Source organism: Nonomuraea sp. NPDC051298, assembly GCF_055586305.1.
On sequence record NZ_JBVJIM010000003.1, the window covers coordinates 1 to 20,029 of the forward strand.

The following is a 20,029-nucleotide window of genomic DNA, read 5'->3' on the forward strand; positions in this document are numbered from 1 at the left end:
CGACCTGGATCGCGGATTTCTACAACGTCAAGCGCAGGCACAGTGCCAACGACGGGCTGCCGCCTGTCACATTCGAGCGCCTGATGATCGAGAAGCGGCAAACATCAACGGCCCTGCTAAGGACCGCTGTGGCATAGAACCGTCTCCACGGTTTGAGGGGATTGACACGAGTCCTGTCGCAGGTGGAAGGCCATCTCTCGGTTGCAATGGTCACGCGCTGTAAACTGTCGGCTCAGCCTACGCAAGTTCGAACCTTGCACCTGCCACCAGCAGGCGCTGCAGGTCAGAGGCCCTTCAGGGCCTCTTCTGCGTTTCAGGGGTGTGCAGCCGGACGTCGCCGTGAGTGGCCTTTGTCGCTGGTCACGGGATATACGCGGGATGGATCCTGCGGTGTTTCCCAGGTAGACGCGCATGATCCGGAGCATGCGCGGGATGAGCGGCCCTGCAATGCCGAAAGGCCCCGGGGGAAGCCGGAGCCCTTCGAGGAAAGTTGTTCGTGATCTCATATGGTCAGCAGGTCCGCTATCCGCTGGTTGACGATCTCCTCCGGACCGTCGATGCACTTGGCATAGACGCGCAGCAGGACATCTGCCCGAAGCGGATGGTCACTGAGGGCCTTGCCTCTCTCTTCACGCTCTGAAGTGGCTGATCGATAACTGGTTGACCCTTGCCGAATTGCCCTGATAGGGATCAAGCGGCGGCGCGGCGCGCCGCCGTACCCCCGGCCCTCCGCCCGCCCGCCGTCCGGGCGTGCGGCCTGAGGGCCGGTCCCGGACGGCGGCGGGACACCGGGCCGGGCACCGTACGCCGGCCCCGCCGTACCAACCAAACGCCCCGACCGGGGTCGCCACGCCGCCGCACAGATGCAGCCCTACGATCGCCACTGCATGGCTGGACGCCATACGTGCTCGGGGGCCGATCGACGATCCAGAGTTCGTTCCTCACCCTGGCTCACCGAGCAGCGTGGTTGATCTCTTGGAGGGCACGATGAGCGGAATGCCGAAGAATCCGCCCGAGTCGATGAAGCATCATTTGCGTCAGCGCCTGAACGACCACGCTCGCTCACGCTGGCAGTTGGCCGGGATCGACGTGAGCTTCCGCGGTGGATTCGCTTATCTCGAAGCGCGCCTGCACGGCGGTGCCTATGCGCGGTTGTGCCGCCTGCGCTTCGACGGCCTCTCGCACATCTGGGCCTTCGCAATCTACCTGCCTAGCGAGGGCATCTATCAGGACAGTCTCCTGCCCAGCGGCCACCCTTCAGGCTCACCCGAGGAAGCCCTCGACCGTGCGTGCGCCTTCCATTTTGCTGACCCCGACGCTCAGACCACACCTCCACCGCCCCCAACGACCTAAAGCGGTGCAGCACTAGGCAGGGAAGTCGGTGTCCCAAGGGTAGGCGAACCGTTCGGGCGCTACGCCCCAACCTTGGAGTATGGCTAGGAGGTCAACTTCGTCGGTGGCGATTGTGCGCTTGATTTCGTGGCTTCCGATGTCGTAGTCCCAGCCGTCGAGGCGCTTGATGACGTATTCGCAGTGTGTCAGCCGGAAGCTGCGCCTTTCGTCGTTTCGTGTCCAGCCTTCTTGCTGGGCGGCATCGTCGGCGGTAGTCCGCAGTGGGCGGATCTCGATCCATGCTCGATACTCCAGAGCGCCCGCCTCAACTTCGGCGACGAGGGGTGTGCCAAGGCGAAGCGCGCTTAGCTTGTCCGTCGGGAAGGCTGCCTCCGGGCGCTGATCCACAGGGCTGAGCTTCTCACGGGGCGTCCGGTGGACCGTGCAATATGCGTGCAATGATCTTGCTGCTTGTGGCGGCCTGGCAGGATGGAGTCGCAGGTCCAAGGCATTGAGTCGATAGGAACGGCCACGCGCTGTAAAGCCGTCGGCTCAGCCTACGCAAGTTCGAACCTTGCACCTGCCGCCAGCAGTAACAGCAGCTCAGAGGCCCTATGGGGTCTCTTCTGCGTTTCAGGAGTGTGCAGCCGGATGCCGCGGTGAGCGGCCGGGCGGAACGGACCGTTGGGCAATCCCTAAGCGGCCAGTCGGTCGTAGGGCTGGCGTGGCGACGTGGCATGTCGTCAGGGACCAAAGCTCCAGACGTTGCCGACAGGGCGTCCGCCGCGCCGCAGCACGGTGCCGAGAAGGCCAGTGAGCTCATCGTCTACGTGGGCGAGAAGTTCGTCGCCGAAGACACATAAGGATGCTTCCCGCCAGTTGCCGAACGTGCCCATTCGGAGGTCCTCGGTGACTTGGATGACGTGTTCATCGATGAGGTAGGCGTAAGTCGTCCACGGGGGCTGTCCTGGCCCGCCGACGCGGGTTGGGTCGATGCGAGAGCCGCTGATGTACCACTTGAGGCGGTAGAGCCGGTCACCGGGCCGAGCGCTGGCACGTAATCCGCGCGCGACAATCTCCTCTACCTTGGCAAGCAGGGGGTCGTCCGGGCGGTCGACGGTTTCGAGGTGCCAGGTGGTGGAGGCTGGAGGTTCAGCGATTCCCCGATCGGCAGTCTCGTAGGTCACCTCGAACCGAGCCTCGAACCGCTTCCAGATCTCGTCATACTCAGGATCGGACAGGAGCTGTTTTGCAGGGCGCTCCCGGGCTGGCTCACCGGCGGGCGCCCAGCGGTAGGTGCACACCCGGGCGATCTCATGGAAGCCCGCCGCGAGGTAGGTGGGGATCAAGGCGCCGGTCGCTTCGGCGGCAAGGTGACGCGGCGTCCGAGGTCGATACACGTGCCGAATATCGCGCCATTCCGCCCAGGCGGCCGCGGCGTGGAGCAGTTCGGGGCGTGGGCCGGTGATTCCACCGATGGCCGCGAAGTCGGTGTCGGCCACTCGTTCGATCCAGATTGAGTCCAGGATCCGCCCGTCGTACTCCAACACCAGGATCTGCATCTCTGATCCTGTTCCGCGGGCTGTCCCGTCGGCCTCCAACTCCGTGAGCGGCCTTCGCTGCTCTGGCGCGGCCGCGGCCATGCGATGCAGCCGCTCTCGTTCCCCACGGAGATAGGGCCGTATGCGCATGCCAGATCGCAGGACTTCGGGTGATGGGACGTCGGCGATGTCGGCCGCCAGGAGGGTCCGCTCCAGCCCCGGGCTGAATCCTGCGTCTCGCAGCGATTCAGGGAGCAGGGGTGAGTCGTGGGAGTGGACTTTCCACTCGATCGGTTCGCAGCGTGCGGCGAAGATCTCCTGTTGTCGGCGGATCAGCCCTGCCAGATCGTCGTAGACGAGACTGGGGAGGTCGACGGTCCCGTGGGTGCCGAAGTGGGTTCGTATCAGTGGTCCATCCCGCTCGATCGCGGCTCCCCACGGCAACTCCTGCGGCACCCGGCCCGGCAACTGATTGTCGTACGCAGCCAGCAGCGCCTCAGCCACTCCATTCACGCAGTCCACCCCCTATCAGTCTCGGCCACCACGTGCCACGGTTTGATCATCCCAACTGACCTTGTGTGTTCGAACTTGTGTATTCGTCAGCACACCGGCACTGGCAAGATCCGGAATATGCGCGGAATGATCTTGATCTCTCGGTCCGCGCCAACTTGATCGTCTGGGTCATCAGCGGGCCAACAAGGGAGGTGACGAAGGGGGAGCCATGGTCACTCAGGAGCGGCCTTTGCCCTGCTCGGCAGCCCTGTAGGGCTGTGATCGATACAGCTCCCAAGCTGATAACGCGGGAAGATGCTCTTGTGGGAGATCTCTGGGGCTCCATTGATGATCACATTGTCCGCAGGCGTATCCTTCCGGTCCTGATGGTCATGCGGGACCAGTTCGGTGGCTCGATCCATGAGGCTGTCGACAGGTTCGCCGAGCGCTACGAGTGCCTCCGGGAGGTGCGGCCCGATGACTTCACGAAGTCTCGCGCTGCTTTCAGTACTCGAGAACGCCATGGGCGGCCACCGCGTCACTTGACGCGTTCGGCCGCACCTCGGTGATGCGCTCGGCCAGCAGCAGTGCGGCGGCGAGCCCGCCCTCCGACTTGTCGCCGGCCAGCCCGAGCTCGATCCGGTCGGCCAGGTAGTCCTCGGGGAGGCCGTCCTCGTCGCCGCCGAACAGCGGATCGAAGGTCAGGATGCTGCGGCCGGCGGCGTAATGGTCGAAGAACGCGACTCTGTTCACGTTGACGAAGACACTCGCCGTGACCGTCCCAGCCGACAAGGGCCGCAGCACCTCGGGCAGCGTGCCGGCGAAGCCGTTCGACTCGCTCAGAATGGTCCCGCCCTCGGCCGGCCGGGCGCAGATGAGCCCGTCCTCGAAATCGCCTTCCTCGTCATCCCCGTCGAACATGTCAATGCCAAGGCGGGCCAGCGCCTCGTGCGGAGTGAGACCGCGGACGAAGGTTGCACAGAACGCGTCGTCATCGAGCCAGTCGTAGCCGCCCACGGGGATCCTGTTCTCTCGGGACAGATCATGAAGATGATGGCATGCGAGTCCGACGAAAAGGTTGGCTCGACCTTGAGAGGCGGCAGCGGGCTCCCTGCTCAGAGACCTGCAGGTCCGTAACGTGCGGGACGTGCTCTGGAGATCTACGTCGACGGATACCCGTACGGAATGTCAGGCAGGTTCGAGGTGGTCGGCGAGGCGGCGGAGGGTGATCGCGAACCGGCCGCGGAGGCGCAGATGAACAGGCCGGCGCGTGCGCGGCGGAATCATGCGTGACCGTGCCGCCTCGGCTCGCTGTTCAGCGAGGTAAGCGCGGCCCCACTCCTCATGCATGGTGTACATGGGAAGCTCCTCAGGGTTCTTCGGGGAATGCGTGGTAGAAAATGAAAATCGGGCGAGTGTCCGGCGGAGCCGCGCTCGATTCGACGCGCGATTTGGTCAGCTCGCACCACGGCTTCAGCACGGCATTGAGCTGGTCGTCGAGCTGCGTGAGCTCATCCTTGGTGAGCCGTAGGTGGCGGCTGCTTCCAAAGGCCGCGTTCTGCCAGTCCTCGGGAAGCGTCATGTGAGTGCGTTCGAAGTCGCGCAGTCGCTCGAACTGATCGATCACCCACTGTGAAGTCCACGCCTGCAGGGCGGCTCTGGCCTCCGGGGCTTCGAAGTCCCTCACCAATGCCCACCCGCTCAAAGCCGCCCGCACCCAGCGTTCCCGGCTGTCCCGGGCGAGTTCCGGCACGTCCTCGATCAACCTATGTTTCTGCATTTGCCGCAGGTGATAGCTCACCTGGCCGGGGTCGGCATCCATCCGCCTGGCGAGCTCGCTCACCGTGACCGGGCCAATCCGGAACAGGAGGCTGAAGAGCTTCATCCGAAACCGGCTGCTCATAACCTTGAGCACGTCCACGTCGTCGATCTGTCGCATGGTCACGACGGTAAGACCAGCAGGTGAAGATGCTCAAGGCGTCTACTGGATCTTGAAATCACGTGTGGGTGGCGTCGAGGTCGGCGGCGTGAAGGGAGGATCGTGCCTGCCTCTGCCTCGCAGGCTCGGCCTACGCAAGTTCGAGCCTTGCACCTGTCGCACCAGCGGGGAAAGGCCCGTCACCAGCGGAAACGTGGTGGCGGGCCTTTCGCTTTGTGTCCGGCTATCTATCGATCATCGGTGCCCTACGGCTCTTCATGGCCGATACGCGGCCGGTTCGTGGGGCTGTGTCTAGAAGCCCGCCGAGATGCGGGTGAAGTCCCAGTTCCCCTGGCTGACGCCGCTACAGGTCTGGGTGAGGCCACCGGAGCAGGGCCGGTCGCGGTTGACCGACCAGAACGCCAGGCGGCCCAGCCCTCGGGCCTTGGCCCAGTCGCGGATCTGGGTCCAGGTCCCCGTCGTGGTGACCTCTGACTGGTCGGAGATGCCGTTCATGCCGGAGATGCCCATACGGGCGTACGCCTGGGCGTCTGTCCAGCCCCACGCGTTCTTGAGGGCGTTCTTCAGCCCTTCGGCGGAGCTGACGGTGCTCTGGTAGATGTTCGAGGCGCCGAAGTTGAAGGGCATGATCGTGTAGTTGTCGATCGGCACGTTCAGCGCCCTGGACTGGTTGATCAGCCGCAGCCCGGCCGCGCTGGGGCCGTTCTGGTTGGTGCCGAAGGTGACGGCTATCTTGACGTTGGGGTTGTTCTGCTTGACGATCTTGAGGCCGTTCAGGATGCGGTCCTGGACGGGGTAGTTCTCGAACTCGTCGGTGTTCTCGATGTCGAAGTCGACCACGGCCGGGCCGTGCGCGTCGATGACCTGCTGGACGGCCGCGGCGTAGGCGGCGGGGCTGGTGCAGTTGGGGCCGAGCTTGTTGCCCGACCAGCCGCCGAAGGAGATCTGTACGCTGCCGCCCGCGGCCTTGATCGCGTTGATCGTCTGCTGGTCCGCGCCGCCGGTAAGCGGTCGCGAACCGTCCCAGCGGGGCACGCATCCGCCGCCGGACAGGATGAACGCCATGGTGAAGGAGCGCACGCCGGTCTGGCTCATCACCGACGTGGCGCTGGGCGGGCTGGCCCAGCCGAGGTAGAGGTACGGGGCGGCGGCCGTCTTGCCCGGGGCGGGCGGCGTGGTGCCGTCTCCGGGCAGGGTCCAGCGCTGGTTGGCGGCGGCGAAGCAGTCCCAGATCTGCAGCGGGGTGCCGTCGGCCGAACTGGGGCCGGTGGCGTCCAGGCACTTGCCCAGAGAGCGCAGGGTGCCGTCGGATCCCGCCGTCCAGACCTGGGCGGCCGAGCCGTTGCAGTCCCACAGTTGCACCTTTGTGCCGTTGGCCGTGCTTGCCGCGGCCACGTCCATGCACTTGCCGAGGGCGCGCAGGGTGCCGTCCGTGCCGGTGGTCCACTGCTGGGCGGCTGTGCCGTTGCAGGTGTAGAGCTGGATCTGGGTGCCGTTGGCGGTGCCGGCGCCAGCCACGTCCACGCACTTGCCGCCGTACCCGGTGATCTGACCGGTGGCGGCCGCGGCCGGCGTCACCAGGCCGACGGTCGCGAGGCCGAGGGCGGCGAGGATGCTCAAGAGCAGCCGTGATGGGGGGCGCTGGGGGGTCATGGGGTGTGTCCCTTTCTCTCTGCGCCGCGAGTGCAGGGCTTACTTCGGTCCCTAAAATAACTCGGATCAAAACAGGAGAAAGGAGGGTTGTCAATAGGAAAGTTTACGAACAGAAAGCCTTGACCGGGTCGTGCTCGCGCTTTATGTTCGCCATCACGCGCAGTCTGTCCAGGCTTATGCATGTCGTACACATATGTGGACGAAGGGATCTCCCCATGCGCAGCCGTATCCTCCTCTCTCTGTCCATGCTGGTCACCCTGCTGGTCACAGGGCTCACCGGCGGTACCGCCGAGGCCGCCCCGGCGACTTTCACCCACCCCGGCGTACTCGTCAGCCGGCCACAGCTCGACTTCGTCCGGGCCCAGGTCCAGGCGAACGCGCAGCCGTGGAAGAGCGCGTACGACCAGATGAACGCCAGCCGTTACGCCTCCCTGACCAGGACTCCTCGCCCGCGGGCGATCGTGGAGTGCGGGTCCTACTCCAACCCGAACAACGGCTGCACCGACGAGCGCGAGGACGCCCTGGCGGCGTACACGCTCGCGCTGCGCTGGTACATCTCCCGAGACAGCCGGTACGCCGAGAAGGCGATCTCGATCATGGATGCCTGGTCTGCGACGATCCAGGACCACACCAACAGCAACGCGCCCTTGCAGAGCGGCTGGGCCGGCTCGACCTGGCCGCGCGCCGCCGAGATCATCCGCTACACGTACACCGGCTGGCCCAACGCCGGCCGCTTCGCCACCATGCTGCGCAACGTGTACCTGCCTGAGGTCGCCGGCGGCTCATCGAGCAACGGCAACTGGGAGCTGACCATGACGGAGGCGGCCCTGGGCATCGCCGTCTTCCTGGAGGACCGCGCCGCCTACGACCGGGCGGTGGCCAAGTTCCGCGCCCGCCTGCCCGCCTACGTCTACGTGACCGCGGACGGCTCCCTCCCGGTCGCGCCGCCCGTGGGAGGCATCGACACCCCGGCCGAGATCATCGGGTACTGGCACAACCAGACCAGCTTTGTCGACGGTCTCAGTCAGGAGACGTGCCGCGACTTCACACACACCGGCTACGGCCTGTCGTCCATCTCGCACATCGCCGAGACCAGCCGCATCCAGGGCCAGGACCTCTATCCCGAGGTCGCGGAGCGGCTCAGGCACGCGCTCGGCTTCCACTCCAGGTACCAACTCGGCACCGCTGTGCCGAGCTGGCTGTGCGGCGGCTCCCTCACCCTCGGGCTGGGCCCGATCACCGAGGTCGGCTTCAACGGCCTGCACAACCGCATGGGCATCCCGATGGCGAACACGCAGTCCCTGACCGAGCGGCAGAGGCCCGCGGGCAGCAACAACCTGTTCGTCGCGTGGGAGACCCTCACCCACGCGAACAACCCGAACTAGGTCAGGTGGGCGGTCCGGTGACGATCACGCCCTGCCCCGCGCGTACGGCGGGGCAGGCGGGTGGCGTTCGCCCGATGGCTGATTCGTTAAGACGATGCACTTCGCCAATCTGGTACAAGGTCGCCAAGCGTCAGATGCCGCGTAGGTTCTGGATCCACCGTGGCGTCCACCCCAACTCCACCAGCTTCCGCACCGCGGAGTGGCAGAGCGGGGTGACCGGTGGATCGACCGCTGGCTGTACGGCATCGACAACGGCATCACGGACGAGCCGATGGCCGACATCCAGCGGCCCGACGGCTCCAGGGAGTCCACGTGAGTTGGCCGGAGGCGAGTGCGTGCGAGGTGAAGCTCCCGTTCGGCCCGGCCACCGGAGGGGGCGTCGGCACCCTGTCGCTCGACGCGCCTTCCGGCAACCCGACGCGGAGCTTCGTCGATCAGGTCGAGTCCCAGGCTGTCAAGGTCGGAGACCCGGCCATCACGCCGGAGCGGGTGTTCGCATGGGGCAGGTGAACGTCCAGAGCACGCCTGACCTGAGGCGCGGCGACGACCTCGAGCGCGGCAAGCAGTATCAGGGCCGGTGGAACACGTTGCCGACCGAGCACGTCATCCCCGCGGGCCAAGCCGCCGTATCGGGCTGGTGCTGACGGGCAACCACAGCGCCGACCCGAGCCAGACCCGCCCCGCCCAGGATCAGGGGCGCTCGGCAGCCGGAGCTCCATGCCTGTGCCGGTATCTGGCCAGGGCTCTCGGATCAGGACCTCCTGGAAGGCCCTGACGATCTCGTCGCTGGACATTAATAGTCCCAAAAATCCTGATTTGTCACTACGATCTCAGCTCGTGCCCATAGAGCATCACCGCCCTGAGCAGCCACCCACCGCCGGCTTCCAGCCGCCGTCCAGAGCCGTCTTCGTTGACGGAAGCGGCCGTCGCCGGCGACTCATCATGTTCGGCTCGATCGGCGGAGCCCTGGTGGTGTTCGGGCTGCTCGCCGTCGTGGTCGGCGGGTTGTTCTCCGGCACGACGCTCTCTGTGAGCGGCTGGCCAGGGGACCAGCCCGGCGGCCCGGCAGGTACGGCTTCGCCCGACCATCCGAGCCCCACGGCGACGCCTCGTCGCACCGTCCAGGCAAGCCCGCCGGCGGCGACGCCCACCCGTACCCCGACATCCTCCGCCCAGGCGGAGCCGCGCAGGACGCGCTCGGTCGAGCCGACGGGGGCGCAGCAGGAGCCCCCGCAGGCGCCCGCCACGGACCCTGCGGGACGTCCCACGACCGAGCGGCCGGGCACGGACCCCGAGGGCTCGACGAGCGCCGAACCGACCAGCGCGCCGACCAGTGGGGACAGCACCGGACCTGAGCCCACGGCCGAGCCCGTGCCGACGGAATCCGTGCCCGCCGAGCCGGACGGGCCCGGCCGCGGCAACCCGCCGGGACACGACCCTGGCAAGACGAGAGGGCCGAAGGGATGAGCCATCCTGCCGACCGGGCCAGGCCGCCGGTGCCTGCCTGGCAGGATTCCCGCCTCGCCGCCGGCCTGCCACCGGTCGCCCCGCCGCACCCGCAACCCCCGTACGGGCAGCCGCCACCTGCCCACCAGCCGCCGTACTTACACGCACCACACGAGCGGCCGTCAGGCAGGCAACCGCACGGGCAAGCGGTCGAGCCGCCCTTGCCCGGGACACCCGCGCCGGTCTCCAAGAAGCGGACGGATCCGCGGGGTCACTGGTTCCTGGTGGCCACCGGGCTGCTGCTGGCCGCCACCATGCTCGTGCTCGACGGGTACGTGACCAACGTCGTCGGAGAGACGCAAGCGGTCCCGCCCGCGGCCGACCACCCCAGTCCCGACCTGGAGCAGGCCCGCCGTGGCGGCCCCGTCCTGAACCTCACCGAACGCGAGCCGGCCAGCGCCCGCCTGCCCGCGCTGACGGCCGCCCTGACGTTCGACGACGGCCCGGATCCGGAGTGGACGCCGAAGGTGCTGGACGTGCTGCGCCGTCACGACGCCAAGGCCACCTTCTTCGTGGTCGGCTCGAAGGTCGCCCAGTATCCAGAGCTGGCCAGGCGGATCGTCGCCGAGGGCCACGAGATCGGCAACCACACCTACACCCACGCCGACCTGGCAGCCGTACCGGCGTGGCGGCTGCGGCTGGAGCTGTCGCTGACGCAGCGGGCGCTGGCCGGCGCGACGGGGCTGCACACCACGCTGGTACGCCCGCCGTACTCCTCGACGACGAACACGATCACCGTCCCCCAGTGGGACAGTCTGCGCGCAGTGGCGGACCAGGGCTATCTGGTGACGCTGACCGATCTGGACACCAAAGACTGGAGCCACCCCGGCACGGACAAGATCACTGCGGCAGCGCTTCCCAAACGTGGACAGGGCGCGGTGGTCATGATGCACGACGCGGGCGGGAACCGGCAGCAGACCGTCGAGGCCCTGGACCGCACGCTGCGGGAGCTGACCGCGCGCGGCTACCGGGCGGTCACCGTGACCGACGCGCTGGGCATGCCGTCGGCGCACCAGCAGGCGGAAGGCGGGGAGCGCTTCGCGGGCGCGGTGTTCTCCTTCGCCCAGCGCGCCTCGGGCTGGTTCGTCGCGGCCCTGTCGTGGGTGCTGTTCGCCGCCGGTGTGCTCACGCTGGGCCGGTTGGCGTTCTTCGCGGTGCTCGCGATGGTGCACGCCCACCGCAACCGGGGCGGACGGCGGCGCAAGGGGCGTGCGCCCGACTGGCCCGCGCTGCCTGCGGTGACGGTGATCGTCCCGGCCTACAACGAGGAGGCCGGGATCCAGGCAACGGTGCGCTCGCTGGTGTCCACGTCCTACCGGGGTGAGGTGGAGGTGCTGGTCGTCGACGACGGCTCGACCGACCGCACCGCCGAGTTGGCCGCGGCGCTCGGCTACGGCAACGTCCGGGTGATCACGAAGCCGAACGGCGGAAAGCCCTCGGCGCTCAACGTGGGGATCGCGCAGGCATCGCACGAGATTCTGATCATGGTGGATGGCGACACCGTCTTCGAACCCGCCACGATCGGGCACCTCGTCCGCCAGCTCGCCGACCCGGCCGTCGGCGCGGTCAGCGGCAACACCAAGGTCGGCAACCGGCGCGGCATGATCGGGCGCTGGCAGCACATCGAGTACGTGATCGGGTTCAACCTCGACCGGCGCGCGTTCGAGCTGCTGGACTGCATGGCGACCGTGCCGGGCGCGATCGGGGCGTTCCGCCGCTCGGCGCTGGTGGCGCTGGGCGGGGTGAGCACGGACACGCTGGCCGAGGACACTGACCTGACGATGGCGCTGTGCCGGGCCGGCTGGCGGGTGGTGTACGAGGAGAAGGCGCTGGCCTGGACGGAAGCCCCGACGACGCTCGGGCAGCTCTGGAAGCAGCGCTACCGCTGGTGTTACGGCACCCTGCAGGCCATGTGGAAGCATCGCGGGGCGCTGGTGGAACGGGCGCCCTTCGGTCGCCGCTGCCTGGGCTATCTGACTCTGTTCCAGGTGGTGCTGCCGCTGCTCGCGCCCGTGGTGGACCTCATGGCGGTCTACAGCACGGCGGTGGGCGACCCGCTGCCGGTCGTCGCGGTGTGGGCCGGGTTCGTCGCCGTGCAGGCGGCAACCGGCTGGTACGCGCTGCGCCTCGACGGCGAACGGGTCTCCGCGCTGTGGGTGCTGCCGCTGCAGCAGTTCGTCTACCGGCAGTTGATGTACCTGGTGGTGATCCAGTCGGTGGCCACGGCAATCCTGGGCGTACGGCTGCGCTGGCACACGATCAACCGGCAGGGCACGTTCAACGCGCCGGGCACGCCGGTCGGCGAGCCCGCCGGGTAGGCGGGCCGGTGAGAGCGGGCCCACCGCATGCTGGGCGCATGGAAGCGAACGACGGTGGACAACGGAGGTCGCCGTGGACGGTCACGAGTAGTCCTCTTCGTCGTATTGCTCCAGGTGGAGGAGTGCGCGGATCTTCCCCGCCGCCGGCTTGCCGTCGTGGCGGGCGGCGTTCAGCACCTCCTGGATGAGCGTGTCGCGGGTACGGGCACGCGCCGCCAGGAGCCAGTGCCGTTGCGCCGTGAGCGACTCGGCCTTGAGTTGCCGCACCGGACCGCGCAGCGCCCTGGGCCAGGCGGTGTCGGTCAAATGCCGGATCTGCGTCTTGTTCGCGGTGGCGACCTGCGCTGCTCGGCGGCGTAGCTCCGTGACAGGCCGGCCGCCGTTGACAGCCTGCTCGAGTCGCTCGAGCGCGATGTTGTACGGGCGCACGATGCCCAGATAACGGCGGGCCGCCTGATCGACGCTCAGCGGCGCCGGGCTCGGCGTCGCCCGCGGCGAAGGAGTTTCGGTCTCCACGCTCGGGTCGGGGCTCGCGACCGTGGTCGTAGGGGGCGCGAGCGCGGCTGCTGGTACCGCGTCGACGGGGTCGCTCGAACACCCCGCGACCAGGGTGGCGATCATCAGTGTTCCTGTAAGGACGCGCACAAGTCCGCAATTGATCCACTCCGCCGTCGGCATGTCAAGGCGCTGAACCCGCCCGCCAGAATTCACGCGGCTGTGGGAGGGGGAGCCTCGCCGCCGCCACGGCATCCGGATCGGCGCTGGTCGTGAGGTCGCCGTCGATCGGTTGACCAGAGACCGTTCCGCTTCAAGAGTCGTTTCGCAGCGTGCTGTGTGCCCTGAGACCATAGCCGCCCGACGGCGATCTCCCTGAGCGGCCCGGCAAAGAGTCCGACCTCATCGGTGTTCATCCACGGCAATGTCAGTGAGGTCCAATACTCCGACTGCCCTACGAGCCCGCATTCGATGACCGCCTGTAGGACTTCAGCGAGGTCCGGATCGTCAGGACCGAGTGCCTGCCTGGCCTGCCGCTCCACTTCGTCTCGCGGCCTCTCCAGCAGTGGTAAGAGCGACAGCCTCGACCTGGTGAAGGGGAAATCCACCCCGGTGTTACGCAACTCGACATTCCAGGTGGACCCGTTTACGAGTACCAGCCACGGACCATCTGGGTGCACCGCCAGAATTCTGCGTACCGAACCAGCCTCCATGTCCACCAGCTTCGCACGTCGAAGTCTGCTCCTCCGAACCTTTGGTTTCGCTGGGGAGTACGGAGAACCCCCTCATCGGCATCGCCGATTCTTCTCTAGACTGTTGAAGTGATCGAGTTGGGTTCGCGAGAGCGTAAGCAACCGCCGCCGGCTCATGTCGTGTGGGAGAGCCTGACCGAGCCACGACGGCCTGGTGGGCGCCCATGGCTCGATCTGCGTTCTGACGAGGTCGAGCCGCACATCCTGCACGCGGTGAAGCCGGAGCTCGTGGTCTGGTCATCATTGTGGCCGGGTAGGCCCGGGGACGAGATCCGGTTCGACATCCGGCCGGCTGAGGACGGCTGCGCACTGCGCTGGACGCTGTTGACACCTGAGGAAATTCCGGAGCAGGCCGTGATCGGCCATCTGCGTTTCCGGCTCAATTTCCTGATCAACGCTCAGCTTCGATTCTCCTTCGGGCAGTAGGGTCTCCTGCCCCCTGGAGGAATCTCTGCTGTTTGGTATGCCGTTTACCGCGGTGCTTGCGGGTTCTGGAGTTGGGGCAGGAATCTGTGGTGGGCGAGGGCGGTCGCCGTCTTGACGGCGAGCGCGGCGATGAAGGCCGTGATCGCGATCAGCACGCACCAGGCCCACACCGTGTGCCCGACGGGTTTTCCGTAGTGGATCCAGTGCAGGGCGAAGATGGCGACGGCGGCGTACGGGAACGCGAACGACCAGAACGCGGGGCTGAACGCCAGCCGGCGGTACACAGGGATCAGCCGGAGCTGGACGATGGCGGCGAGCACGGTGAAGCCGCCGAACACCAGGGCCAGGGCGTCGACCTTGTCGTGGGTGATGGCCAGGTAGGCGAGGCCGGCGAGAGCGGGCGGCGCGATCTCGATGGCCAGGGTGGGCATCAGCGGCGCGGGCAGGCGGGGGCGGAACAGCAGCCGGGCCAGGATGACGGAGCCGATGAGCAGCCACGACACGAGGCCGATGCCCATGAACGCGTGGGCGATGGCGGTCCAGCCGGCGCGGGCGGCGCCGATGGAGGCGATGAGTCCGCCGGCGACGGCGGGCAGGACGTAGCCGGAGTGCAGCCGGTCCAGGTCGAGCCCTTCGACGATCCATTGGCCGGTGATCCACCCGGCCAGGATGACGGTGGCGGCGGCGAAGAGCGCGAACAGCCACCGGCCGACGGTAGGGGCGTGGGGCATCAGACCGGTCGTCAGGAGCATCCCGACGATCGGGATCAGCGACACGAACGGCGCCAGCACCGGATCGGCCAGTTCGCCGCGCCAGCCGCCGGGCCGTTGCGGGACCTGCGACGCGTAGCCGACGATGAGCACCAGCCACACGACGGCGGTGATGACGAACAGGATGTCGGCCACCAGCGCGGGCGCCAGCCTCAGCATGGCCGCGTACCCCCAGCAGGTGGCCAGACCGGCCAACCCGTAGGAGATTCCAAACATGTTCGAGGTGATCCCAACCTGGGGCTGAGCTGTCCGCGTGTCCATCGAGCCCTCCACCGCGAATACTGGCGGCCGCGTGCCCTCTGCGAATTCGCCGACGCTGACTGTGGTTGTGTGAGCGACGTCGTAGGATCCTGCCAGACAGTTCGACCTACCCCGAAAACCCAGGCCCATGTCACCTGCGTGATCCAGGTGGGACGAGATCAGGCCGTCATCTGGCCGTGGAAAGACCATGCGTCACCTGGCCGCACAGCGGCCCAGTACCTGGAAGTCGCGCCGCCCAGGGCATCGTCACCTGACGAGTGGCTTCTCGCGTGACGGCACCCTGGGCTTGGGCGATGGGGTCGGGTATCGCGGCGGGAGCGGACCTCCGCTTTACTCTGTTTGGCCGCCGGAAACCGTCCTTGTCGGCGACGCGTCCGCGAGAGGGAGTTCGGAGAGGTCGTCTTGACCCTGTTGTGGGAACCACTCCTCCTGGATGAGCAACCGCAGATCTGAGCTGCGGATCCTGTCTCGCAAGCGACTGCCCTCAGCCCGAAGATCTGGAATTGCGCCGGATCGCTCTGCGAAATGGCTGGTCAGTATGCGGCGGAGACTACTGGTCGCGCGTCAGGTATTGCCATTTGGTCATGCGGTTTCGCAGGTCGAGGGTGTCGGCGTTGCCGGAGAAGGTGCCGTTGCCGCGATGATGGAACTCACCCGCTCCTCGTTTGCCGGCATCGAACCAGGCGCGCTCGCCGCGGAGAATCCACAGGTTGTAGTCGTCGACGAGCCTGTCATCGGCCACGGTGCACTCGATGTTGGCGAAGCACTCCTGGACGAGAGGCGCCCGGACGACAGCCGCAGGTGCGGGAGTGAAGCCGAACTTCCCCCATTTGTCGACGTCGCGGCCGGAGATGTTGCCGACGTCGGTCACCTGTTCGGCCAGGTCGATGGAGGGGATGGCGATGACGCACTCGCCGGTGGTGCGCAACGCGTCGTAGCTGTGATCCCACGGGCCAAGGATCAGCCCGATGAGCGCACCATGCGCGATCGGCATGTTGAAACCGTTGGTCATCAGGTTGGCGCGCTCGCCGTCGAAGGTGGACACCATGATGACCGGCCCGGGCTCGATCAGCCGATGCACGAGGTCCAGCGGGTATTCGGAGAAACCTGTGGGGCTCATCTCGGGCCTTTCATCGCGCGTGAGCGGGGGCCGATGGCTGGTCGGTGCTCAGCCATCGGCCTCCCTTCCCAGGGCTGCCGCTTGGGCTAGACGGCCTGGGCGGTGGGCAGGATGGTGATCTCGGTGAGGTTGACGTGGCGGGGGACGGCGGCCATGAAGGCCACGGTCTCGGCGATGTCACTGGACTGCAGGACGTCGATCTGGTCGATCAGGTCGGCCATGAGCTTGGTGGCATCGGGGTCGGTGACGTGGTCGGGCAGTTCGGTGTCGACCATGCCGGGCTCGATGGTGGCCACGCGGACGTTCTTCCGGCCGAGCTCCACCCGCAGCAGCCTGGTGAGGTGGCTGATGTAAGCCTTGGTGCCGGAGTAGATCGAGAACTTCTCCAGGATCCGGGTGGCGGCGATGGAGGAGGTGGTGATCAGGTCGGCCGGCTTGCCCGCCTCGGCGGCAGCGCTCAGATGTGGCAGGAAGGCGCCGATGACGTTCATCACGCCAGTGATGTTCAGGTCGATCTGGCGCTGCCAGTCGTCGAGTCGCAGCTCATCGATGGCGGAGATCAGTTGGACCCCGGCGTTGTTGAAGACGAGGTCCGCTCGCCCGAACTGCTCGGCGACCTGATCGGCGGCGGCCTGGACGGCTTCGCGGTCGGTGACATCGACGGGCACCGCCATGGCGACCCCGCCGGCGGCTTGAATGCTGTCAACGAGGGTGTCGAGCTTGTCCTTGCGCCGGGCCATGACGACGACCTTGGCACCGAGTTGGGCCAGGCGCTGCGCGGTGGCGGCGCCGATGCCGCTGGAGGCGCCCGTGACCACGGCCACGCGGCCGGCGAGCGGAGTACCGGTGAGCAGAGCAGACATGAGTCGTGCCTTTCTTCTGGCGGTTGAGCTTTTGGATCGGTGACGGTCGTCAGAGCACCGTGTGATGGCCGACAGTTGATGTGCGGGTCAGGCGGCGTCGTCGTGCGCGGTGGCCGCCGACTTGTCCCGCCAGGCGTTCAGGTCGTGGTGGATCTGCTCGAGCTTCACCTGGAGCCGATCGAGGGTGTCGGGCCCGAGGTACAGGTGCCGGGGCAGGACGGTCTGGCTGGTGACCTCGTAGATCAGGGCCGCGCTCTTGACGGGGTCGCCGAGCTGGGTGTGGTTGGCGTCGTCGACCCAGTCGAGGGTGACGTGCGCGGGGGTGCCGTCATAGTCGGCGATCCGCTCGCGCGCCAGCGACAGCGAGCTGGCGTCCAGGAAGTCGGTACGCAGCACGCCCGGTTCGACGACCATGGACTGGATGCCGAACGGCGACATCTCCGCGGCGAGGGCTTCGCTGATCCCGGCGACGGCGAACTTGGAGGCGCTGTACAGGCTGACTCCCGGCTCGCCTTCGAATCCGGAGCGCGAACCGATGTTGACGATCTTGCCTGAGCCCTGGCGGCGCATGCCGGGCAGCACGGCCCGGGTCATGTTGATCAGGCCGAACACGTTGAGGTCGAACAGGGAGCGGGCCTCGTCGTCGCCGATCTCCTCCAGGGCGCCCAGCAGGCCGCGGCCGGCGTTGTTGACCAGCACGTCGATGCCGCCGAAACGGTCTGTCGCGGCCTGGACGGCGGCGGGGATGGCACCGCTGTCGGTGACGTCCAGGGCGACGGCGTGGACCTGGTCGGAGGTCTGCAGGTCGCCGGGGAGCCTGTCGGGGTTGCGGACGGCGACGACCACGTTGTCTCCGCCCTTGAGTACGGCTCGGGCGATCTCGGCGCCGAGGCCGCGGGAAGCACCGGTGATGAACCAGGTAGCCATGATGTCGTCCCTTCCCTTTGTGGATCTCTTGTCGAGAGTTCCGGCGGAGTCGGATCCCGCCGCTGACAGATTCGAGTCTGTGCAGCTCACGGGCAGGGATGAAGGCCGGGACTTTCCTGGGAGTAACACACCTAGGAAGGGAACGTCGGGTGAAGGCCGGGCTCGAACGGAGGCGGTACGAGCTGGGCGTGCTTGGCCACCTCTCTGATGCGGTGTGGGGGGAGCGGTCAGGTCACGTTGTTGTCGTGCAGCGTCCTTGCCGCCGTCCGCGCGGTTGAGGAGCGCAGTTGCTCGAACGCGGCCGCGGTCGCCGAGGCGGGCTGGGCCTGGTAGACGACGAGCTGCTGGTGCGGGGCGCCGTTGACGGTGAAGGCGGAGAACTGGATGTGCAGGTCGCCCACGCGTGGGTGCCGCAGGTGCTTGCCCTCCTGCGTCTTTGACTTCACCTCGTGGCGGGCCCACAGCTCGGCGAACGCGGGGCTGGCCGAGCTGAGCTCGTCGACGATCCGGTTGATGCGCGCGGACTCCGGGTCGTGGCCGTAGGCGGCCCGCAGCTCGGCCACGCAGGAGTGCGCGGCCCGCTCCCAGTCCTGATAGAACTCCCTCCCCGCGGGGTCGGTGAAGACCATACGGGCCAGGTTGCCGGTGGCGGCGAACCCTTCGTGCAGGGCGGTGGCCATGGTGTTGGCGGCCAGGATGTCCAGGGCGGGGCCCAGCACGAACGCCGGCGAGGTGGGCCAACCGTCCATGAGCTGGAGCAGTTGCGGGCTGACATGGTCATCGGCGGCGGCTCGGCGCCGGGCAGGCGGCTGGACCAAGCGGCGAAGGTGCTCGGTGGCCTCCTCATCCAAGCTCAGGGCGCGCGCTACGGCCTCGACCACTTGCGGCGAAGGGCTCGTCTCCCGGCCCTGTTCGAGCCGTACGTAGTAGTCGCTGCTCATGCCGGCCAGCATCGCCACTTCCTCACGGCGCAGCCCCTTTACCCGGCGCCGCCCATATTCCGGCAGGCCGACGTCCTGCGGTTTGAGGGCTTCGCGACGAGCTCGCAGGAACTCACTTAAAGGTGTGCTTCGGCTCATTTGGCCAGGCTAGGCGACAGATGCCCGATGCGTCATGATATGGAGGCGCTGAAGCGGCTTCCTAGGAAAAGTACGGCCTGGCGGTGGCGATCCCTTTGCCGCCGCTCTCGCCTAGCCTCGATGCCATGGACGGTGCCGACACGAGCAACGCCTTGGGGCAGTTCCTACGCCGCCACCGCGCGTTGACACGCCCTGAACAGGCAGGGGCGCAGACACTGGGCCGGCGCCAGGTGCCCGGGCTACGCCGTGATGAGGTCGCCAGGCTGGCCGGGCTCAGCGCCGGCTACTACGCGCGCCTGGAGCAGGGCAGGCAGCGACACCCTTCGCGGCAGACCGTGGCCACCCTGGCGCAGGCTCTGAGGCTGGACGAGCCGGCCGTGGCCGAGTTGTACAGGCTGGCCCGTCCGGCCGTTCGCCGCCGGCGCCCGGCGCGCGTAGAGCGGGTGGCCCCAGAGGTGCTACGGCTCATGCACGGCTGGACGGACGTCCCCGCCTATATTCTGGGCTGGTCGCAGGACGTGCTGGCGCGCAACCCGCTCGCCGATGCCCTCCACAGCCGGTTCGCCCACGATGACAACATGCTGCGCATGATCTTCCTCGATCCCGCAGGACGAGAGTTCTTCCGCGACTGGAGTGAGACGGCCTGCGCAGCCGTGGCCGAGCTGCGCAAGATCGCCCTCATGACGCCAGACGAGCGCGGCCTGACCGAGTTGGTGGGAGAGCTGTCCATCAAGAGCCCGCAGTTCCGGCACTTGTGGGCCGAGCAGAAGTCCGGGGAAACCGTGCGCCGCACGGTCCGACTCTCCCACCCTGAGGTCGACGAGTTGCACCTGAGCAGGGAAGTCTTCCTGATCGCCGGCGCGCCCGGTCAGCGACTGGTCACCTACCAGGCCGAGCCCGGCTCGCCGTCCGCGGACGGGCTGGCCCTCCTGGCCACCCTGGCCGCGCCGGATCTCGGCGAGTGCGGCCCGTCGGCGTAACTTCTCCAGGTCACGCCCGCCGTCACGACACTGTGCCGTCAGGGGACGCCGGCCCGGCATGCCCTTGATCTCGTGGTGAACGCGTCTTCCATCCTGGGTGCGGCACTCCCAGGAAATCAGCGGCCTTCTTCGCCCTCGGCGACGTGAACAGACTCGGATCTGTCAGCGGTGGAACCCCGACCGACGGAGA

Annotated in this window: 19 protein-coding genes and 1 tRNA gene; 9 read left to right on the plus strand and 11 right to left on the minus strand. The window is 67.4% G+C overall.

Annotated elements, in window-relative coordinates:
• Positions 1-184: 184 nt before the first annotated feature.
• Together ACZ6S0_RS09905 and ACZ6S0_RS09910 are read left to right on the plus strand one after the other, a co-directional pair.
• A tRNA-Tyr gene (locus tag ACZ6S0_RS09905) sits at positions 185-269 on the plus strand.
• Positions 270-987: 718 nt separating this feature from the next.
• On the plus strand, positions 988-1,353 hold the full coding sequence (locus ACZ6S0_RS09910; RefSeq protein WP_465915263.1) for a hypothetical protein: 366 nt from the start codon (positions 988-990) through the stop codon (positions 1,351-1,353).
• 12 nt (positions 1,354-1,365) lie between these two features.
• Here ACZ6S0_RS09910 and ACZ6S0_RS09915 read toward each other — a convergent pair whose 3' ends face one another.
• The 5 genes from ACZ6S0_RS09915 to ACZ6S0_RS09935 form a co-directional block, all read right to left on the minus strand.
• Positions 1,366-1,740 (minus strand): hypothetical protein, encoded by a 375-nt coding sequence (locus ACZ6S0_RS09915; protein ID WP_465915265.1) that lies wholly within the window; start codon positions 1,738-1,740, stop codon positions 1,366-1,368.
• A gap of 335 nt (positions 1,741-2,075) precedes the next feature.
• Positions 2,076-3,377 (minus strand): DUF2716 domain-containing protein, encoded by a 1,302-nt coding sequence (locus tag ACZ6S0_RS09920; protein WP_465915267.1) that lies wholly within the window; start codon positions 3,375-3,377, stop codon positions 2,076-2,078.
• A gap of 492 nt (positions 3,378-3,869) precedes the next feature.
• Positions 3,870-4,382: a DUF6461 domain-containing protein gene (locus ACZ6S0_RS09925; protein WP_465915270.1), complete on the minus strand. Its 513-nt coding sequence runs from the start codon at positions 4,380-4,382 to the stop codon at positions 3,870-3,872.
• 352 nt (positions 4,383-4,734) lie between these two features.
• Positions 4,735-5,304: an ArsR/SmtB family transcription factor gene (locus tag ACZ6S0_RS09930; RefSeq protein WP_465915273.1), complete on the minus strand. Its 570-nt coding sequence runs from the start codon at positions 5,302-5,304 to the stop codon at positions 4,735-4,737.
• Positions 5,305-5,595: 291 nt separating this feature from the next.
• Positions 5,596-6,957 carry a ricin-type beta-trefoil lectin domain protein gene (locus ACZ6S0_RS09935; protein ID WP_465915275.1) on the minus strand — a complete coding sequence of 454 codons (1,362 nt, stop codon included), beginning with the start codon at positions 6,955-6,957 and terminating at the stop codon, positions 5,596-5,598.
• A gap of 215 nt (positions 6,958-7,172) precedes the next feature.
• Between ACZ6S0_RS09935 and ACZ6S0_RS09940 the strand changes: the two genes are divergently transcribed.
• From ACZ6S0_RS09940 to ACZ6S0_RS09960, 5 genes are all read left to right on the plus strand, one after another.
• The gene (locus tag ACZ6S0_RS09940; RefSeq protein ID WP_465915277.1) at positions 7,173-8,342 is read left to right on the plus strand and encodes an alginate lyase family protein; all 1,170 of its coding nucleotides are present in this window, start codon (positions 7,173-7,175) and stop codon (positions 8,340-8,342) included.
• Between the two features lie 312 nt (positions 8,343-8,654).
• Positions 8,655-8,852, plus strand: coding sequence for a hypothetical protein (locus ACZ6S0_RS09945; RefSeq protein WP_465915279.1), 198 nt, complete (start codon positions 8,655-8,657; stop codon positions 8,850-8,852).
• Positions 8,849-8,986 carry a hypothetical protein gene (locus tag ACZ6S0_RS09950; RefSeq protein ID WP_465915280.1) on the plus strand — a complete coding sequence of 46 codons (138 nt, stop codon included), beginning with the start codon at positions 8,849-8,851 and terminating at the stop codon, positions 8,984-8,986. The genes ACZ6S0_RS09945 and ACZ6S0_RS09950 overlap by 4 nt, the downstream gene beginning before the upstream one ends.
• A gap of 193 nt (positions 8,987-9,179) precedes the next feature.
• Positions 9,180-9,809 carry a hypothetical protein gene (locus tag ACZ6S0_RS09955; RefSeq protein WP_465915282.1) on the plus strand — a complete coding sequence of 210 codons (630 nt, stop codon included), beginning with the start codon at positions 9,180-9,182 and terminating at the stop codon, positions 9,807-9,809.
• A 200-nt stretch (positions 9,810-10,009) separates the two neighbouring features.
• Positions 10,010-12,166 (plus strand): bifunctional polysaccharide deacetylase/glycosyltransferase family 2 protein, encoded by a 2,157-nt coding sequence (locus ACZ6S0_RS09960; RefSeq protein WP_465915284.1) that lies wholly within the window; start codon positions 10,010-10,012, stop codon positions 12,164-12,166.
• An 81-nt stretch (positions 12,167-12,247) separates the two neighbouring features.
• On the opposite strand, the gene ACZ6S0_RS09965 is transcribed toward ACZ6S0_RS09960, so the two are convergent.
• Positions 12,248-12,787, minus strand: a complete 540-nt coding sequence (locus ACZ6S0_RS09965; RefSeq protein WP_465915286.1) for a hypothetical protein — start codon at positions 12,785-12,787, stop codon at positions 12,248-12,250.
• A gap of 695 nt (positions 12,788-13,482) precedes the next feature.
• On the opposite strand from ACZ6S0_RS09965, the gene ACZ6S0_RS09970 reads away from it, so the two are divergent.
• Entirely contained in the window at positions 13,483-13,839 is a 357-nt protein-coding gene (locus ACZ6S0_RS09970; RefSeq protein ID WP_465915287.1) for an SRPBCC family protein, read from the plus strand.
• A gap of 44 nt (positions 13,840-13,883) precedes the next feature.
• Here the strand turns inward: ACZ6S0_RS09970 and ACZ6S0_RS09975 are convergent, their stop codons facing one another.
• The 5 genes from ACZ6S0_RS09975 to ACZ6S0_RS09995 all read right to left on the minus strand — a co-directional run bounded on the left by ACZ6S0_RS09975 (position 13,884) and on the right by ACZ6S0_RS09995 (position 18,859).
• A complete protein-coding gene (locus tag ACZ6S0_RS09975; protein WP_465915289.1) occupies positions 13,884-14,825 on the minus strand; it encodes an SLAC1 family transporter in 942 nt (313 codons plus the stop codon).
• 595 nt (positions 14,826-15,420) lie between these two features.
• Positions 15,421-15,990 (minus strand): flavin reductase family protein, encoded by a 570-nt coding sequence (locus ACZ6S0_RS09980; RefSeq protein WP_465915291.1) that lies wholly within the window; start codon positions 15,988-15,990, stop codon positions 15,421-15,423.
• A gap of 86 nt (positions 15,991-16,076) precedes the next feature.
• The gene (locus ACZ6S0_RS09985; protein WP_465915293.1) at positions 16,077-16,853 is read right to left on the minus strand and encodes an SDR family oxidoreductase; all 777 of its coding nucleotides are present in this window, start codon (positions 16,851-16,853) and stop codon (positions 16,077-16,079) included.
• 87 nt (positions 16,854-16,940) lie between these two features.
• Complete coding sequence (locus tag ACZ6S0_RS09990) at positions 16,941-17,780, minus strand: SDR family NAD(P)-dependent oxidoreductase (RefSeq protein WP_465915295.1); 840 nt, start codon at positions 17,778-17,780, stop codon at positions 16,941-16,943.
• A gap of 227 nt (positions 17,781-18,007) precedes the next feature.
• The gene (locus ACZ6S0_RS09995; RefSeq protein ID WP_465915299.1) at positions 18,008-18,859 is read right to left on the minus strand and encodes a helix-turn-helix transcriptional regulator; all 852 of its coding nucleotides are present in this window, start codon (positions 18,857-18,859) and stop codon (positions 18,008-18,010) included.
• Between the two features lie 125 nt (positions 18,860-18,984).
• Here ACZ6S0_RS09995 and ACZ6S0_RS10000 point away from each other — a divergent pair, with 125 nt between their 5' ends.
• Positions 18,985-19,839, plus strand: coding sequence for a helix-turn-helix transcriptional regulator (locus tag ACZ6S0_RS10000; protein ID WP_465915301.1), 855 nt, complete (start codon positions 18,985-18,987; stop codon positions 19,837-19,839).
• Positions 19,840-20,029 lie beyond the last annotated feature (190 nt).

Coding starts and splice junctions, on each gene's coding strand:
- ACZ6S0_RS09910 (WP_465915263.1), top strand. CDS start 988: ATGAGCGGAATGCCGAAGAATCCGCCCGAGTCGATGAAGCATCATTTG.
- ACZ6S0_RS09930 (WP_465915273.1), bottom strand. CDS start 5,304: ATGCGACAGATCGACGACGTGGACGTGCTCAAGGTTATGAGCAGCCGG.
- ACZ6S0_RS09935 (WP_465915275.1), bottom strand. CDS start 6,957: ATGACCCCCCAGCGCCCCCCATCACGGCTGCTCTTGAGCATCCTCGCC.
- ACZ6S0_RS09940 (WP_465915277.1), top strand. CDS start 7,173: ATGCGCAGCCGTATCCTCCTCTCTCTGTCCATGCTGGTCACCCTGCTG.
- ACZ6S0_RS09965 (WP_465915286.1), bottom strand. CDS start 12,787: ATGATCGCCACCCTGGTCGCGGGGTGTTCGAGCGACCCCGTCGACGCG.
- ACZ6S0_RS09975 (WP_465915289.1), bottom strand. CDS start 14,825: ATGTTTGGAATCTCCTACGGGTTGGCCGGTCTGGCCACCTGCTGGGGG.
- ACZ6S0_RS09980 (WP_465915291.1), bottom strand. CDS start 15,990: ATGAGCCCCACAGGTTTCTCCGAATACCCGCTGGACCTCGTGCATCGG.
- ACZ6S0_RS09985 (WP_465915293.1), bottom strand. CDS start 16,853: ATGTCTGCTCTGCTCACCGGTACTCCGCTCGCCGGCCGCGTGGCCGTG.
- ACZ6S0_RS09990 (WP_465915295.1), bottom strand. CDS start 17,780: ATGGCTACCTGGTTCATCACCGGTGCTTCCCGCGGCCTCGGCGCCGAG.
- ACZ6S0_RS09995 (WP_465915299.1), bottom strand. CDS start 18,859: ATGAGCCGAAGCACACCTTTAAGTGAGTTCCTGCGAGCTCGTCGCGAA.
- ACZ6S0_RS10000 (WP_465915301.1), top strand. CDS start 18,985: ATGGACGGTGCCGACACGAGCAACGCCTTGGGGCAGTTCCTACGCCGC.